This window comes from Natronococcus occultus SP4 (genome assembly GCF_000328685.1).
Classification (GTDB): domain Archaea; phylum Halobacteriota; class Halobacteria; order Halobacteriales; family Natrialbaceae; genus Natronococcus; species Natronococcus occultus.
This window is the reverse complement of sequence record NC_019976.1, coordinates 12,581-28,357: the sequence shown is the minus strand read 5'-3', so window position 1 is coordinate 28,357 and position 15,777 is coordinate 12,581. Positions and strand designations below refer to the sequence as shown.

General features: G+C 57.0%; 14 protein-coding genes and 1 pseudogene. 7 read left to right on the top strand and 8 right to left on the bottom strand.

Annotated elements, in window-relative coordinates; translation table 11 throughout:
* Positions 1 to 107: 107 nt before the first annotated feature.
* A pseudogene (locus NATOC_RS21440) lies at positions 108 to 298 on the top strand (TRAM domain-containing protein); the annotation flags it as partial.
* A 910-nt stretch (positions 299 to 1,208) separates the two neighbouring features.
* Here NATOC_RS21440 and NATOC_RS19670 read toward each other — a convergent pair.
* Complete coding sequence (locus NATOC_RS19670; protein ID WP_245549723.1) at positions 1,209 to 1,925, bottom strand: CPBP family intramembrane glutamic endopeptidase; 717 nt, start codon at positions 1,923 to 1,925, stop codon at positions 1,209 to 1,211.
* 323 nt (positions 1,926 to 2,248) lie between these two features.
* Between NATOC_RS19670 and NATOC_RS19665 the strand changes: the two genes are divergently transcribed.
* The gene (locus NATOC_RS19665; protein WP_015323243.1) at positions 2,249 to 2,647 is read left to right on the top strand and encodes a DUF5518 domain-containing protein; all 399 of its coding nucleotides are present in this window, start codon (positions 2,249 to 2,251) and stop codon (positions 2,645 to 2,647) included.
* A 312-nt stretch (positions 2,648 to 2,959) separates the two neighbouring features.
* Here the strand turns inward: NATOC_RS19665 and NATOC_RS19660 are convergent, their stop codons facing one another.
* From NATOC_RS19660 to NATOC_RS19650, 3 genes are all read right to left on the bottom strand, one after another.
* Entirely contained in the window at positions 2,960 to 5,719 is a 2,760-nt protein-coding gene (locus tag NATOC_RS19660) for a PEP/pyruvate-binding domain-containing protein (protein ID WP_245549722.1), read from the bottom strand.
* Between the two features lie 215 nt (positions 5,720 to 5,934).
* The gene (locus tag NATOC_RS19655; RefSeq protein ID WP_015323241.1) at positions 5,935 to 6,309 is read right to left on the bottom strand and encodes a hypothetical protein; all 375 of its coding nucleotides are present in this window, start codon (positions 6,307 to 6,309) and stop codon (positions 5,935 to 5,937) included.
* A gap of 176 nt (positions 6,310 to 6,485) precedes the next feature.
* Positions 6,486 to 7,109 (bottom strand): IS6 family transposase, encoded by a 624-nt coding sequence (locus NATOC_RS19650; protein WP_015323240.1) that lies wholly within the window; start codon positions 7,107 to 7,109, stop codon positions 6,486 to 6,488.
* A 245-nt stretch (positions 7,110 to 7,354) separates the two neighbouring features.
* Here NATOC_RS19650 and NATOC_RS19645 point away from each other — a divergent pair, with 245 nt between their 5' ends.
* From NATOC_RS19645 to NATOC_RS22955, 4 genes are all read left to right on the top strand, one after another.
* Entirely contained in the window at positions 7,355 to 8,224 is an 870-nt protein-coding gene (locus NATOC_RS19645; RefSeq protein ID WP_015323239.1) for an alpha/beta fold hydrolase, read from the top strand.
* A gap of 344 nt (positions 8,225 to 8,568) precedes the next feature.
* Positions 8,569 to 8,955, top strand: coding sequence for a helix-turn-helix domain-containing protein (locus NATOC_RS19640; protein ID WP_015323238.1), 387 nt, complete (start codon positions 8,569 to 8,571; stop codon positions 8,953 to 8,955).
* Positions 8,952 to 9,401, top strand: a complete 450-nt coding sequence (locus NATOC_RS19635; RefSeq protein WP_015323237.1) for a type II toxin-antitoxin system VapC family toxin — start codon at positions 8,952 to 8,954, stop codon at positions 9,399 to 9,401. The genes NATOC_RS19640 and NATOC_RS19635 overlap by 4 nt, the downstream gene beginning before the upstream one ends.
* A 435-nt stretch (positions 9,402 to 9,836) precedes the next feature.
* Entirely contained in the window at positions 9,837 to 10,127 is a 291-nt protein-coding gene (locus tag NATOC_RS22955) for a tyrosine-type recombinase/integrase (protein ID WP_342664427.1), read from the top strand.
* A gap of 367 nt (positions 10,128 to 10,494) precedes the next feature.
* Here the strand turns inward: NATOC_RS22955 and NATOC_RS19625 are convergent, their stop codons facing one another.
* Positions 10,495 to 11,967: a hypothetical protein gene (locus NATOC_RS19625; protein ID WP_245549721.1), complete on the bottom strand. Its 1,473-nt coding sequence runs from the start codon at positions 11,965 to 11,967 to the stop codon at positions 10,495 to 10,497.
* A gap of 593 nt (positions 11,968 to 12,560) precedes the next feature.
* Between NATOC_RS19625 and NATOC_RS19620 the strand changes: the two genes are divergently transcribed.
* Entirely contained in the window at positions 12,561 to 13,070 is a 510-nt protein-coding gene (locus tag NATOC_RS19620; protein WP_015323235.1) for a hypothetical protein, read from the top strand.
* A 14-nt stretch (positions 13,071 to 13,084) separates the two neighbouring features.
* Here NATOC_RS19620 and NATOC_RS22085 read toward each other — a convergent pair whose 3' ends face one another.
* From NATOC_RS22085 to NATOC_RS21430, 3 genes are all read right to left on the bottom strand, one after another.
* Complete coding sequence (locus tag NATOC_RS22085; protein WP_157224711.1) at positions 13,085 to 13,636, bottom strand: FxLYD domain-containing protein; 552 nt, start codon at positions 13,634 to 13,636, stop codon at positions 13,085 to 13,087.
* A gap of 1,002 nt (positions 13,637 to 14,638) precedes the next feature.
* On the bottom strand, positions 14,639 to 15,199 hold the full coding sequence (locus NATOC_RS19610) for a TATA-box-binding protein (protein WP_015323233.1): 561 nt from the start codon (positions 15,197 to 15,199) through the stop codon (positions 14,639 to 14,641).
* A 273-nt stretch (positions 15,200 to 15,472) separates the two neighbouring features.
* Entirely contained in the window at positions 15,473 to 15,769 is a 297-nt protein-coding gene (locus tag NATOC_RS21430; protein ID WP_015323232.1) for a hypothetical protein, read from the bottom strand.
* Positions 15,770 to 15,777: the final 8 nt, after the last annotated feature.

Here is a 15,777-nt window from a genome sequence, read left to right as displayed (position 1 = left end):
CACACGAAAACAAGACGTGCGGGCGCTGTATCCCCTCCCTGCTCGCTTCGCTTGCTGAGGAAGGGGGCTTAGCGCCCTCAATTACAGCTAAACCCACCCATCCTGAGCCGCCGGCCACGGAAGGTGAAACACGGACCCTCGAAATCGAGGACATCGGGGAACAGGGCGACGGCATTGCCGTGTCAAACGTGGATACGTGATCATCGTTCCCGATACGAAGCAGGGAGATCGTGTCAAGGTTAAAGTTACCGACCTTCGAGAGAATGTCGCTTTCGCGGAAGTTCTTGAGCAATCGTAAAAGACCCACTCAAGAAAGTAACCCCAATCTCACCAGCTCAGTGCGTCAACTCGAGGACGTCGTCGCTCTAAACGAAAAGCAGCGCGAGTTCCCCGCCCCACCGTGAGCGGGGGTGAAGCGCGTCCGCTCGGCTGCGTCCCTGTTTTTAAGTATCGGGACGCCCTACTACAGTTTGGAATCCACGTTATCGGCCTCGCAAAATCCGCGCACCCACTTCGGGATAAGACGCGGTGTCGTCCGAAAGACTTCGTCTTTCGTGATCACGAAAATCGGAGATTTTCGAACGACGCCGGGCCTGTGTCGCGCCCTCGTGAAGGGGCGGACGCCCACGGATACACCCGCCACGGCAGCAACAGACAACCTCTGTTGCGGTGGCATTTCCGGTGTGTTCGGGTGTTACTGGTTCCACGCGAGTCTCTCCAGAGACGAGCGCGGGCGAAATTACATTCGCCATCGGTCGTTCCGCTGGCTTCATGCCAGAGACCACGGCGAAGCCACGGGCCACCGCGCTCGTGGTACTTCACGTGAGTTCTGTGTAGTGGTTATCTGCCACCGCCAACCAACATACGCAACACCACCGTCTTAACCAACGAGAGGGAGGTCTCTACCGGGCCAGTGTTGGTTAATTTCGAGTTCGCTACTTCTTGTAGTCCTCGTCACGATCGCGGTGCGCCTTCCGACCCGCTAGCGTGTCGGGCCACTCCTCACCCTGGTACTCGCCAGCGTGTTTAGCGTTGGTATACTTGGAGAACTCCGCTTTCGCTCCGAACGTTCTCGAGCAATCGAAAGACGAACACTCGAAGAGGACGGTTCCGACGATCATGTCCAGATGGACAACTGGACGCGAGGACAGCAGATCACCTACGACTGGTTGGATGGCATCTTCTCGACGTGGGGGCCGTAGCGACGCTTACACTCGGTCATCCTGCTGTGTTGTCCCGGTAGTGTCGGCCACTGACAGTCTCCTGGCACGTAATCCGGTTCCGACGACCACGATGACGAGCAGTGCGAACATCCACGTCACTACGACGTGGGAGACGTTGAGTGACACGAGCAGTCCCCAATCCGGGACGCCGTCTACGATGACGAGATCGACGTCGAGTGGAACGAGCGCACCGAGGGCGTTCTCGCTCCCATGCATGATCATGACGAGCAGGATACTTCCACCCGAGCCGTTGTAGACCCAGGCCAGGAGTACCGAGAATCCGATGATGCCGACGAAGTACGAAAGCTGCGACGCGAGCGGCCACTGGGCGTGTGGAGCGGTCGGATCGAAGAACAATGGAAGGTGCCAGCCACCCCAGAGGACGCCGATCACGACGGCCGCGACGAGCCCACTGTAGCGCTGCTGGAGTTCCGGCTGGGCGAACCCACGCCAGCCGATCTCTTCCTGTCCACCTCCGATGAACGTCCCCAGGAGAATCCCGAACGCGAGCGTGAGCAGATTCGGTGAGAACGCGCCGAAATCGATTGGGCTACCGAGTACCGCGGCTATGGCTGCGGCACTCAGCGCGATGGCAGCAGGAATACCGATCGCGGCCACGTACCACTTCGGATGAACGCGCCAGTGAACAATACCACGGGCCCACGCTCGAAGATCGTCGTCACTGACGTGAACCACGATCACGGCAGCGATCGCGGGTCCAAGCGCACTGAGAAACCCGCTGAGGATCCAGCGCGTCCACGACGGCTCCATTTGCAGGGCGATCACGATTCCGTTGAGACTCCAGGAGATTGCGTACGTGAGAAGGAAAAACGAAACGAGACGGTGCGTTCGAATCCAGACTGTGAGCATGATATTTCCCGAATGTACACGGTTGAGGGACTCAAGCTATCGGTTTTCGTTTTCCTGGTTTCGATCGGCTCTTCCCCTCACTTTCGAATTCGTCCGTTCCTGCTTTCCGAGAATCTAACACGAAGGCTATGCAGATGTGCGCCCATCTATTCACCATGACTAACAGAAGTACGTGGATCAATGCAGCTATTGGAGCAGTCATCACGATCGCACTCTCGTTCACAGGATTCTCGCCACTCCTCGGTGGGGGTGTTGCGGGATATCTTCAGAGAGAACTACCCAAGCGTGGAGCCAAAGTCGGAGCAATCTCCGGTGCGATTGCCACCCTCCCGGTCGTCCTCGTGATGTGTCTGGGACTGCTGTTGTACGCCGGAATCCCCGCAGCCAGCCTAGGCGCTCCCGGCGGTCTGGAACTGGCGATCATCTTCCTGATCATGTTGCCGATGCTCGCACTCTGGTTCGTGGGACTGAGCACCGCTGGTGGCTATCTCGGTGGGTATCTTCACACCAGTTCTCAACCACCAACCGAGGGCAATCTGCGAGTCGAACAGTGAGGGCCCGGCCGTTTCCGTCCAGTATCAACCCCTTTGATACGCGAATTTCCTCACGTATCGATACAGACCGATCACGACGAACGAGTTCATCGAAATACTCGACAGCAGTAGACACTGGTTCCGTCTCATCGTCCACCTCGATCTCTCGTCTTCGTTATCCGCTCGGAGACTCCGTCCGTGTGCAACACCGGCGATAATCCACCCTGTCAGTGCGAGCGTCAGTAACGTGAGCGAGAGTCTGCGTATACCGCCACAGATGCGGTGAGACCGTATAATTGTTCGAGCCCCAATAGACGCGTTCGCTGGTCACATTCAGTCTTTGAGCAATTCGACGACGCCCCGGTTCCCATCGACTCGAATTCGCTGTCCTGTTTCTATCTGCTCCGTCGCTCCAGCGACCACTACCGATGGGATGCCGTACTCTCGGGCGACGATCGACCCGTGGGTCATCTTCCCGCCGTTATTGGTCACCAGTCCGGCTGCGTTGAGAAACAGCGGCGTCCACCCGGGGTCGGTGTGTGGGGCGACGAGTATCTCCTCAGTTTCGAGGGAGGCGTCGCTCGGTTCTTCGATGACCCGAGCCTGCCCTTCTGCGACACCACTGGCTGTCGGTATCCCTGCGAGTCCGTCGGTATCGACATCCGAACCAATATCGCCTCGGGGGATCTCCCCGTCACTCGTGATGAGACGCGGTGCACGAAGTTGCTGATTGTGGAACTGTTCGGCCCGCCGTGCATCGATATCGATGTCGATCGGCGTGTCGGGATTCGAGAGTTCGGACAGCAGTTCGTCGAAGTCGTAGAGCCAGACGTCGTTCACGTCTTCGAGACGGCTTTCACGTTCCAGTTTCTCACCAGCTGCGAGTACCTGTCGCCGGGTTTCATCCAGCAGTTGCGAGAGAGCGTACTTGGTGACCTCCCGCATCGAGAGATAGCTCCGGTACCGCAGCGCGAACGGACGGACGAGACGTCGTCGAATCGAGCCGAACCGTTCTCCACCCGCCTGTCGTTCGAGGCGAGTGATCGCTCGCTCGGCTTCGGTCTCCAGGCGTTCGACGTGAGTTCTGTGGTCTCCAGGTTCGCCAGTTTCGAGTTTCGCCCGAACGGTGCCCAACAGCTGTGACGGATCCTCGTGATATCGTGGGCGAGAGAACTCGATTTCGGCGGGGGCCCTGAACCCATACGCATCGAGGAAGTTCTCGAGCGCAGCAGTGAATTCTTCGCCGCCAGCTACCTCGCGTATCTCGTCGAGGCTACAGCCCTCTTTGAGCGCTCCTTCGACTTGCGGGTTGTCGCGGGCGATATCAGTGACGTCACCCAATTCGATCATCATCGCAGTGGTGACGTTTTCACGCAACCCTCGTTCGAGGGCCTCGAACTCGTCGTCGGCGTCGGGGCAGAGCCGCCGCAGGGCCGCCCTGTAGAAGTAGACGTTCCACAGCTTCAACGCCACCTCCATGGCTTCCCAGCTGAACTCGTCGTTCTTTTCGAGAGCGATCCGCAGCCGGGCTGCCTCCGAGTCCCCCGTCCGAATCTCCCGAATCATCTCCTCCGCTGTGGCGTCTGCCCACTGGCGTGCTCTGCGTGGAGCCTGCTCGTACGAGCTGCTCACCAACCCCTGAAGGATGGAACCGAGCGTCTGTCCGACGACGGGAGCTAACTTCCCGATCGTCGAAGCAGTCTGCGTTAGCGACGTGCCCCGAAGCACGGACGATTGGGCCAGTTCGTCACCACGCTGTTCACGAACGGCTTCGAGGGGCGCGATTGCTTGCCTATCGAAGTCGTTGAGCCCTTCGAGGAGGATCGGTGCAAGCCTATCTGATTGCAGGAGCGACGTAACGTCTATGTACACCATCCCACACGCGGTCGCACTCGACAACCCAGTCTCGGGATCGGACCCGACTCGGTCGAACAGTCCGTCCATCGTCCGCGACCAGTAATCGACAACGAGCGGCGGCATCACCTCGGTCATCCCCTGCCGGTGATTCCAGCTGTAGTAGACGTGCAGCGCGTCGTCATCGGGCCGCGGTTCAGGGAGTGGCGAAAGCGTGGTTATCGGGCGCGTTTGCAGCATCCAGAACTGGCCGTCGGCGATCGACCACTCGATATCCTGTGGAGAGTCGAACGAACGTTCGATCCCCTCACCGTAGGCGACGAGCGTCGTCACCTGCTCGTCGGTGAGAACTCGGTCGTCCTTGGCGTCCGGTACGCCTCCGTTCTCGATGTCAATGACCGGTTCGTTCGCGCCGACCGGATCGGATCCATCGTCGCCACTGACTCCGGCACGGTATTCGAGAATGTCGCCGGATTCTCGGTCTACCCGAACGTTTTCCGCTGTCACCGTTCCCGAAACGACCGCTTCACCCAGTCCGGTCGAGGCGTCAATCGAGGCGACAGTTCGCTTGCCGGTGAGCGGATCGGCCGTGAATAGCACGCCGGATGCGTCGGCGTCAATCATCTCCTGAACGACTACGCACATCGACACCTCCTCGTGTGCGATCTCGTTTCGCGCTCGGTACGATACCGCCCGATCGGTGAACAGACTCGCCATACACTCCAGAACCGCGTCCGTAACGTCCGCGAGGCTGTTCACGTCGAGGACCGTGCTATGTTGTCCGGCGAACGAGGCCGTCGGGAGGTCCTCGGCTGTCGCACTCGACCTGGCGACGTACGAGACACCAGATTCCAGCTGGACCTCAATAGATTCCTGGACGTCCTCTGGGAGTTCTTTTGCTCGAATGGTATCCCGGAGTTCCGTCGCTCGCTCCCGCAACCTCTCGGTATCGATCGGATTCGTGGCTTCGAGGTCGTCGATCATCGCGGACATCTCCTTGTCTTCCGCGAGTTCTTCGTAGACAGCCGTCGTCACGCAGAACCCGTCCGGAACGGGAAGCCCGGCCGAGACGAGTTTGGCGAGGTTTGCTCCCTTCCCGCCGGAGAGTTCAGTATTCGTGGCCTGCGGGTCCGATAAGGAAAGTACAGCGGGAGCTCGTTCGAGGATGGCCATACTCCTCTTTCGATTACTTCCGTATTTTACCTTCTTGTGGGTGAGTTTGATAGTCTCATCCAGCAAGTCTATTGATCCGGAGCCCGACGTGATATCGATGCATTGCTCGCTCTCGTTCGAGAGTTCCGGGGGCCTCCTCCTGTAACTGATCCTCTCTCGGATATCCGATATTGTGGCTCACTGTTCGTCTATCAGTATTAGTAGACAGAGAACGACAGGAATGTATTCGTCACGGCGTGTCGAATCACAGACACTCAGGCGAGAAGCGTAACAGAGAGTCTTCACAACCGTGGCATCACGAAAAGGCCAGCCAGAATCGCCAGGTTCGCCAGAACGCCTGCTGAGGCGACGGTCCAATCGAACGTTGTGAGAACCAGTGAAAACGCGGTAACTGCGAGCAGCAGTTCTCGCCAGTAGCGCCAGTCAGTCACCAGTGCGACAGCCGAAGCGACGAACCCAACGCCGGCCACGGCAGTCAAGACGGCGAAGATCCGTATCCCGACATCTCCCACGTCAACGGCGCCCCCGAGCAATGTGGTTTTGTACGGGAGGTCAGCCATTTCGATTAGCTCGAAGTATACCCCGATCCCGAGGAAGTGAATGACTCCGTGGATCCCAACTGCAATTGCTGCGAGGTACATGGGGTTCCTACCCATCAGGATTCACCACTTTCGAACTGTTATACCAGTTTCACGGCTACGATAGTCGGCAGTCTAGCTGAATCCGTCTGGAACTGTAAAACGTCGGGTTAGTAACACCGTCTCATTCAGGGCACTGTCTAGTTCAGCACCTCCTCAGCTGGCGTTTTTCCATCGAGCGATTGATGCGGTCTTTAATAATTGTAGTAATACACGAACTGTTCAATCCATTCGCGTGCGCTCTCCCGACTGCCCACCCAAGAGTTATGAAAACGGTCGACTCGAATTTTGAAGGTATAAAACCACTTTTCGACGAGGTTTCGGTCGGTATAGTCCACCCGACCGTCCAATCCTAATCGAGCAAGGGCAGTCCGATAGCCAAATTGATCGACGAGAAACTCAGCCTCGGAGAGATCGTGTTTCTCACGGAGTCCATGCAGAAATGCAGCTGCCGGATCAGTGCCATGCCGACTAAATAACGCGACGTCGAGAATCAATTTTGTATCGATGTCTATTGCAGCGTACAACCAAGACCACTCGCCATTGATCTTGACAGCGGTTTCGTCGACAGCGACCCGCGACGGCGTCGCCGTCGGCGGGTCGCGTTCGCTGTCAGCCAGCCGATGTACCCAGTTCCAGACCGCTCCGTGAGAGCTCTCAACGACTAATTCAGCGAGAATCGTTGTTGTCTCCCGAAGAGAACAACCGGTCTGATGGAGGCGGACGGCGAACGCCCTGACGGGCGTCGCCGTCCGCTCATTCTCCCAAGATTCTTCTAAATCCGTGTCGTAGCCCTCGCTGAGCAGGTCTGCGAGCATTTGATCCAACGAACTCAATGACCTGCTCACTTCTCAAACTGGTTCAACTAGACAGTGCCTCGTTGGACTTTCTGTCAGTCTCAACTTATATTCGGAGGTGAGAAGCCGTACATCGTTCGCCAATGAGCTGGCCTGTGACGCGTCGTGTCTCGAGTCAGACGATGCGCCCCTGTCAGATCATGCAAATTTGTCACGGGATGATTCTATGACACTTGGCAACATAGTGGACCAGGGTGTATCACCCTATGGATAAACCAACACAATCAAATCCAGACGAGGAAATTCACCGAGCCGTCTCAGATGACGGCACCGAGATAGCCGGACGCGTGCATGGAGAGGGGCCACCTTTGGTTCTTGTCCACGGTGCGATGGGCGACGGCGAATTCGTCTGGGATCAGCTGTTACCGTTTCTCACCGACCGTTTTACCTGCTATACGATGAGCATGCGAAGCAGGGGATTGAGCGGCCACAGTGCCGACCTCTCGACGGAGCGTCGAATACAGGACGTGACGGCGTTCGTTGAGAACGTTGGCGAACCTGTCGGATTACTGGGATGGTCTCAGGGTGGCCAGCTTGCGCTCGGTGCAGCGGAACGCACCGACGCAGTTTCCGCCCTCGCCGCTTACGAGCCAGCTGTGGTAGAGGCAATAAATGAGGAGGAGTTCGCACAATTCACTGATACGATTACACGCGTGAGCGAGCTGGTCGCTGAGGATCGTCCGGCTGATGCAGCCCGGACCTTCATCGAATGGGTTTCCACTGAGGACGAGATGGACGAGATGGACGACGCGATGATAGCGGACTTCGTCGAAGGTTGCGCAGCAAACGTCCACCTCTTCTTGCAGGAGGTAGAAGAACTCAACAAAGAAGAGAAGACGAGCCCGACCGAAGCATCTGAACTCGCGAAGATCGCAGCACCGGTCCTGCTCTTGCAGGGAGGCCAATCGGATCCATGGTTCATCGACGGCAACCATCACGTCGCCGAGCACGTGACTGACTCCCAAGTGAGTAAGATTGACGGCACCGGACACACGGGTCCTATCCACACGCCCGAGGCTGTCGCTGACGAGGTCAGACAGTTTTTCACCGCGGCACCCGAGCCACCTCGATCGTGAACCGCCCACAAAGGCGATCAATATTTGACTTTGAGTAACTGATCCTCACTATTCAACACGAGTTCCTGATAGAAGGTGAGTAGGTTACAACCACTGCGTTACATCGTTCACCTATACGTAACAGACGCTTCATCAAAACCACGACTGGCAGATAGAGAACGGCGGAGTTCACCACAAACTCCGCCGTTCGCCAGACGCCGTCTCACACCTCGAAGGACGGGAACATTACTGTACGTCAGACGATTCAAGATCCACCTATCCCATTGCCACGGAACAATTGGCTTGGCCAGATCCACAAGCCACGGAGCAATAGGCTTATGTTGGCGGATTTCGTATGCAGATGTATGAGCTCCGACCGGAAACGAAATGACCGCGGGGAGTACGTCGAGACCGTCACTCCCGAGGGGGTCCTCGAGGTCATGCGACGATCGCCCGATCCGATCGTCACCGCAAAAGAGGTCGGCGAGGCGCTCGGGCGGACGTCTGAAGCCGCTCGGCAGAAACTCCTCAAACTCCAAGACGAGGGTATCGTCGCTCGTCGGAAGGTCGGCGCCGGCGCGGTTGTATGGTGGATCGTCGACGCTGACCGGGAGGGGCCAGTCGATGAATTTGATCCGTCCGATCCATTGTTCACCGACCCTGTGACGTTCTCGAGCGGCGAAACCGATGTATCGGCGAACACCGACGCATACCTTGCCGACGCGATCGCGGGTGAGAGCGACGACGAATGACCGACGATCCCGGCACGACACCGGTGTTCGTGGATACGAGCGCGTGGTACGCAATCTTCGACGAGGACGATGCCCGCCACGCTCGAGCAACAGCCGTCCGCGAGGCGATCCTCGCCGGAGATCTCATGTACCGGCCGATCTACACGACCAGCCACGTGCTCGGAGAGCTGGCGACACTCCTCCTCCGGAATAGTCACGACGCCGCCTCGAAGGCGCTTCAGCAGATACGCTCCTCGCCGAACGTGACGGTGATCCACGCGGACCGAGTAGCCTTCGATGCCGCTGTAACAGAGTTCGATCGATACGATGATCAGGAGATTTCTCTCGTTGATCACCTCACCAGTGTCCTGGCTGATGAGCGAAATATCGATCGCATCTTTGCCTTTGACGGCGACTTTCGAACACTTGGTTTCACCGTCGTGCCTAAAGATACTGGCGAGCCGTGATGTGAGGGCTGACCGTTCTCCACCTATACTCGTTCTACTGGAAGCCGCTCTGAGGCTGCGGGATAAAGTAATAACCGCAATACAAAACCCGTGCTACAACTTCAGGGGAGCTTCCGAGTTTACCGGAAACTCGGAAACTCAAAAACAAGCAAAGACCTAGTTGGTTCCCGAACAGATCGAGCGGATTCGCGACGCCTGTCTCTCAGCGGAGTTTGCGACGTACCTTCAGGATCGTAACGAGACAGTCGTCGTCGTTCTGGCAGATACAGGCCTTCGCGTCAGCGAGCTCGTCGCGCTCGATTGGGAATATATTGATCTTGGCGTCGATCCCGGTGAACTCTATCTACCGAGCGAGGTTCAAAAAGGAAATCCGGCGCCTCCTATCTTGATCTCACCGACGAGACGCGCCGACAACTCCGTCGCTACTGGAACCGAGTGTGGAAAGACAGCGAGACAGTGTTCCCGTCGCGACAGGCTGATCGGATGACCGACCGATCGGTCCGAAACGTTGTTACGAAAGCAGCCGAGGTCGCCGAGGTTCGTCCCTATCGGATAGAGGGCGGACGGGGTGAACCGCGCGAGGTCACTCCCCATACGTTCCGGCACTCGATCGCCTTTCGGTTGATTCGGAGGGAAGACAAACGTCTCGAGGATGTTATGCTACGTCTTCGTCACGCGAGATTACAAACGACAGACGAAGTGTACGGGCACTTCCGCCGACGGTGATCGAAGGGGTCAAGGGATGCATCACTGTTTCTTGGTCTTGTGCAATATCGCCTGATGATGGACCTCTTCGTTGCACAAGGCAAGTTTGTCGGCTCTTTTGACTCTGTTGAGAGCTTTTTCTTTGGATGTTTTTCTACCGGAAACAGCTGCTACGTAGAGATGCGTACGTACCTTTTTGCTGCGGGTCCTCGCTCACTGCGGTCGCTCGAACCGCTTGCAAAAATCTACGCTAAAAAGCCGCTCGCTCCCAGTCGGTCGCTCACGGGTGCTGCGCTTGGACCGTACCGCAGCGGTATCAGCTTCACCTGTACGTAACGCGAGTTTCACACGGAATTCTGAATATAAGGACCCATACTCCCAACTTCTGTTACGATGAACCGTTCAGCGTCACCTCCTCGAGCGTCGGCGTTTGGCCATCCATCACGTCCGTCGGCGATGACCCGGCATCCCAACCCTCAGCGACGATATCCACGTTCCGAAGCGTTACCGGCGCTGACGTCCCCGAGTAGAACGCGTCCGCCGGTGCCCGAAGTGTGATCTGACAGTTCTCGATTGTGGACTCGGTCACCCCCGACCGTGTTCCGATCGCGAAGTTGCCTCCGGGCCCGCCGGCGTCGTCCTCGTGTGCGATCACGATTTCGCAGTTGCGGATTAGACCCTCACCTGAGTAGTGCCAGATCGACCGACCACTCGAGTAAGTACCTGACGGCTGCCGGTCGACGATCGCGATCGAGTTTTCGACCGTCGACGCCGGATACCTTCCGTCCCGTGTCAACTCGCCGTCCTCGTTCTGATCGAGCTCCGGAATCGGTTCCCACTCGTCCGTACTGTTAAACCGGAAGTTGGCAGTCCCGGAGTTCGACGCGATACAGTTCCGGATGATCTGCCGCCCACCGCCCTGAACGTACATCCCGTTGTCCGGCCAGGGCCCACAGATACAGTTCTCGAAGAGCGTCGTCCCCTGCATGTTGGTGTGACCTACGATTCCCGTCGTCGACCACGACTGCCCCAGTCCGTGTTCGTTCACGTTGCCGGCGTAATCAGTCGTCTCTCGCGTGTTGATCGTGTCGCCGTAGTGCATTCCGCCTTCACTCATGTCGACCGAACTCACGCGAGCGAACGCGTCCGGTGACGACGTTGCTATCCGCATGTTCCCGTGCGATCCGAGATCGTGCAGCCCCGCGAAGGCGATGTTCCGGATCTCAGCCCGATCGTTGATAATCGCGTAGAGGCCGCGCATCCCCGAGTTCTCCTGGGTCCAATCGAAGATAAACCCACCAAATACGAACTCTCCCTCGTGTGGTCGGTTGAACGTCCCGACTCGAAACAGCATCGTGCCACCACGGTACTCCCCCTCATCGACGGTGTGTCCGTGGATCGCTTCGACCTCGCCGTGCCGGATCACCGCGTTCTGCCCGATCAGGCCGACATCGCGCCACCCCGTCCGGCGGAACCCCTGGTTCATTTTGTACTGCCCCTGCGGGAAGACGATCAACGTGTCGTCCTCCCACGCCATCGACAGCGCATCGCCGATCGGCTCCTCTCCCGTCGGATCCGCGTTGTACGGATCGTCAGTGATGTCCACCACGTTGCTGAACCGGTCCTCGTAGGCTGCCGGATCAATCGCCGTCGCGACCTCCGCGTCGATATCCGTTGTGCCAGCATTGGCTGGATTTCCCTCCCCCATAGATGATCCCCCATCGAAGGCCATACACCCTGCCAGAGAGGCTACCGACGCCACTGACACCGCCGCGCCGCTGCGGAGAACGTTACGGCGGGAGTATGAGACTTCCATGTGTGTATAATCATGTTCTGAGATGATACTACTTTGGGAGACCACCTGATTTTGATAGCGAAGGTCGCGGCAGTCCCTAGGCTGAACCAGCGATCGGATCGCTACAGCACCGCGCCGTCCGCTACCGACTGCCCGCTCGCGCTCCGCTTCGCTCCGCGCTCGCTCCTGTGGGGAACCCACGCTGTTGTAGCCAGGGCTGACCCCCAGACACTACCTCGCCTCGAGGACGCAAGATCTCCCAGGATCACATGCCTCCACTCGAGGTGATAGTCCTCCTATCTACCAGCCTGTTGATAGTCCATCTTGCTAGTGCATAGCCTGATAGTCCACCACGTCCTCGGAATAATATTTCCTCTGGTAGAGTTCGATGTGATTCACCTCTCACTGAGCTCGGTGAACTACCCTTTTCGCTGGTCGCGCCGCAGCGCTCTGTTCGTCATCTCACCTGCTGTAGCCAGGCTGTTTTTCCACACGCTTCTCGCTTTGCTGATAATCCATGCAGAGCTCTAGGCGTGGCGCCACAACGCGACGTCCTCGCTTGAGCGTTGTGGGGGTAGCCGGCCTATAGTACTGTCGGCTCAGTGGTTTAGATATCAAAAGGTCACAAAACTTTTTGACTACCGCAGCAACGTCGAAGTATGGATCCAGACCAGGAGCCGTGGGAGGTCGCCCGCGAATTGACGAGAAAGCGATATATGACTCTCGACGCGATTCGCAACGAGGGTGGAGAGGCGCGGACCTCTGGGATCACTTCGAGCAGCCCCGAGCTGTACAACCAGATCGTCAACGACCACCTTAAAAGGATGATCGATGCTGAGTTGGTCGAGAAGATAGACGAAGGGCAACGCTCTCCAGGTGGAGCGCTCCCGAAGGAAGGATACAAGTATCGAATCACTGATAGGGGTAAAGAGGTGCTCGCAGAAGCGCAAACGAACTACGATCTCGCGCCGGTTGAGGAGGGAGAAGTACGGCGTCGGTTCGACGAACTCGAGGCTCGCATAGAGAAACTAGAAAAGGAAAACGAGCAGCTGCGAAGTATACTCTACGACCCCCACGAGAACCACGATACACTTGAGGAGTGGGTTGAAGCGATCCGCGACAACCTACTCGTTCTCCGCGACGAAGTCCAAAACTCTGACCACCGATAAAGTGAGATCTGCGGCTACTGCTCGCCAGTCACAGCGATGTCATGGTCGGCGACCTCCGCCGGCCGGCTATGGGGTGCAATCTCGAAGCGCCACGTCTCGTTGGCAGCAAGTTCAGGAGTCAGATCGCGGTGGCTGCCCAGTTCCTCGCCATCTTCGTCGTAGACCCTCACTTCGACCGATACCGACTCGTACGCTTCGTCACCCACGTTTTCGACTTCTCCTGTGTAGCTGATTTCCTCGTCGTATTCGAACTCTTCGACCCGTTCTTCGTAGTCAATGATCCGAAGGTCGCCAAATTCGAGAACGTCCTGGCCTGCATCACGTTGCTTGGCATCCTCGGGTTCCGGTGGATCACCGTCGCCGGTGTCGTCCTCAGTTCTGTCAGAGTTCTCTACATCGTCTATTTCCTCTTCGCTCGGGTGATCATGGTTGCCACGATCATCATCGCTCTCCTCTTGCTCCTGGTCGGTGCTGTCCGGGCGAAGACCGGCAAAATCGAGACATCCAGAAAGGGATACGGCAATTGTACCAGTGCCGACGGTCGCGATTGCGTCGCGTCGTCTCACAGATTATTTTCTACGCGTTTCAGTATGAAGTTGGTGATCGCTGTCCATCGGAATCAGTCGTGTTCACAAAGCATAGGCCAATGGCCTCAGCCGAAAGGAGACCGATGGCAAGAGACTCGATGAACTACACGATGGGCGCAACGTCCCGTTGAACCTCGCGATGACCTGGATGTGACGCGCCAGTACGTTAGCCAGCGTCTCGCGCTGCTCGAGACAGCCGATCACGTTCGAAACATGGCCGTGGCGTGTACGAACTTGTCGACGACCCACGCGAGGACGTCGGGGCTAGCTCCAAAGGCAAGCAGTCGGACATCACAGCTGTGTGCGAAGAACTCGAGTGCGCCCTTGAGAACCAAGAGTGATCGGCCGTCGAGGACGCGACGACCCGTCTCGGGTGTGACCTCAATGACTAACGACGATCACGACGAACTCGAGGCGACACGCCAGCATACGGCGTGCTCGTATCGTGCGGGTCCACGTGCGTAACAGGTATCTCTTGCTCCTGTGCCTTGGCTACAATCTGTTCTTGAATCTGCCCGTAGGGCCAGTCATGGATCGGGTCCTCGACTGGCTGTCTGAGAAGGGGCAGATCCTCCAAGTGGTAGCACACGGCTGATGTTTCGCAGTGATATCGACGACCCGCCGACTGGCGTGATCTGTGATATAATCGGTGTATTTCTGGTAATTTCGACGGGCCTCACGGATTATTTCGAGGTTGTCGTCGCCATCGCCTGGTCTTTCGCTCGCTTCATCCGCTCTCGGTGGTGGCGAAACTCGGCACCGGATTCCATCTCGACGCCGACTACTTCACTGCCGTCCCAGACTGCCACAGCCGCTAGCGGATTGTCGTTTAGATCAACGCCAACCCGAGTGACGTCCTCGATCGCGTACGGTATCTAGAGTGAGCAAAGAAGGAGTAAACGATCATACTGGATCCAGCAATAACGATCCAAACAAAAAGGTCTCCCAATACGGCTTCGGCAGCGCTCTTAGCGAGTTCTCTTATTCGAGCAGACCCAGATCTTCAAGGCGTTCAACAATCACATCGATAGCCTGTCTAGCGTCGTCGACGTCCTTCCCGCCAGTGACAACCAGTTTCCCGGAACCAAAGAGGAGAGTCACAACATCGGGTTCATCGAGTCGATAGACTAAGCCCGGAAACTGCTCTGGTTCATACTCGATACTCTCGAGGCCAAGGCCAATAGCGATCGCGTTCAAGTTGAGGCTTCTGCCGAGGTCGGCGCTGCTGACGATATTTTGGACGACGATTTCCGGATCTTCTTCGACTTCAATCTGGAGATCACGCAGCTTTTCGAACACAATCTCCATGCTCTCTTGGACGCCATCGATGCTTTTGGCACCAGTACAGACGATTTTCCCCGAACGGAAGATCAGGGCAGCAGCTTTGGGGTCCGTCGTACGGTAAACGAGACCCGGAAACTGTTCTGGGTCGTAGTCGGCCCCTGGAAGATCCATTGCGAGACTCTCGAGTGCAAGTTCTTGTCCGATCCCTGAGGAAGCAACTACGTTCTCGATCGTGATAGAGTCCTGTGGGTCTGTCATCTGTCACCAAAGTCGTATGAAGATGCTATAAAGATCAGTGGTTCTACCATAGGACTTTGGGCGTCATCGAATTCGTTGCATCCCAAGAGCACCTCGACCTGAGTGATTACTCTCGGTAGGCTGGGGAAGCAGTCACTGAGAGACAGCCAACCTCATCAATACAGGATCGGCTCATCCTGAAGACAAAGCCGTAAGAGTCAGACGTAGTCTCGGATACGAAGCTTACAGCACCGTACTCCCGTAGTAGAGAAAGCTAAAATCCAATCTCAGTCGTCATCGCTTTGGATCAACTGGCCGAATATATTCTGATTTGATTTTTTCGCCCTCTCGCCACTGCCAGTAATAATACTGGTTTCCGTTGATTTCCTTTTTCGTCAGCGTCGCACTGGATGGTGCGTTGTCGCAATTGAGGTCCTCAGGCTGATCATCAACCTCCTGCTCTTCGAGTTCTGCCTCGCGTTGACTCTCTTTTCGATCTGCCATCTCGGTAGCGATCTGCGCAATTTCTCGGAGTGTTTCTGGCGATTGCTTCTCAAGACCCTCGAGAATGTACTTCGGCGGATCTGACATAGCACAGT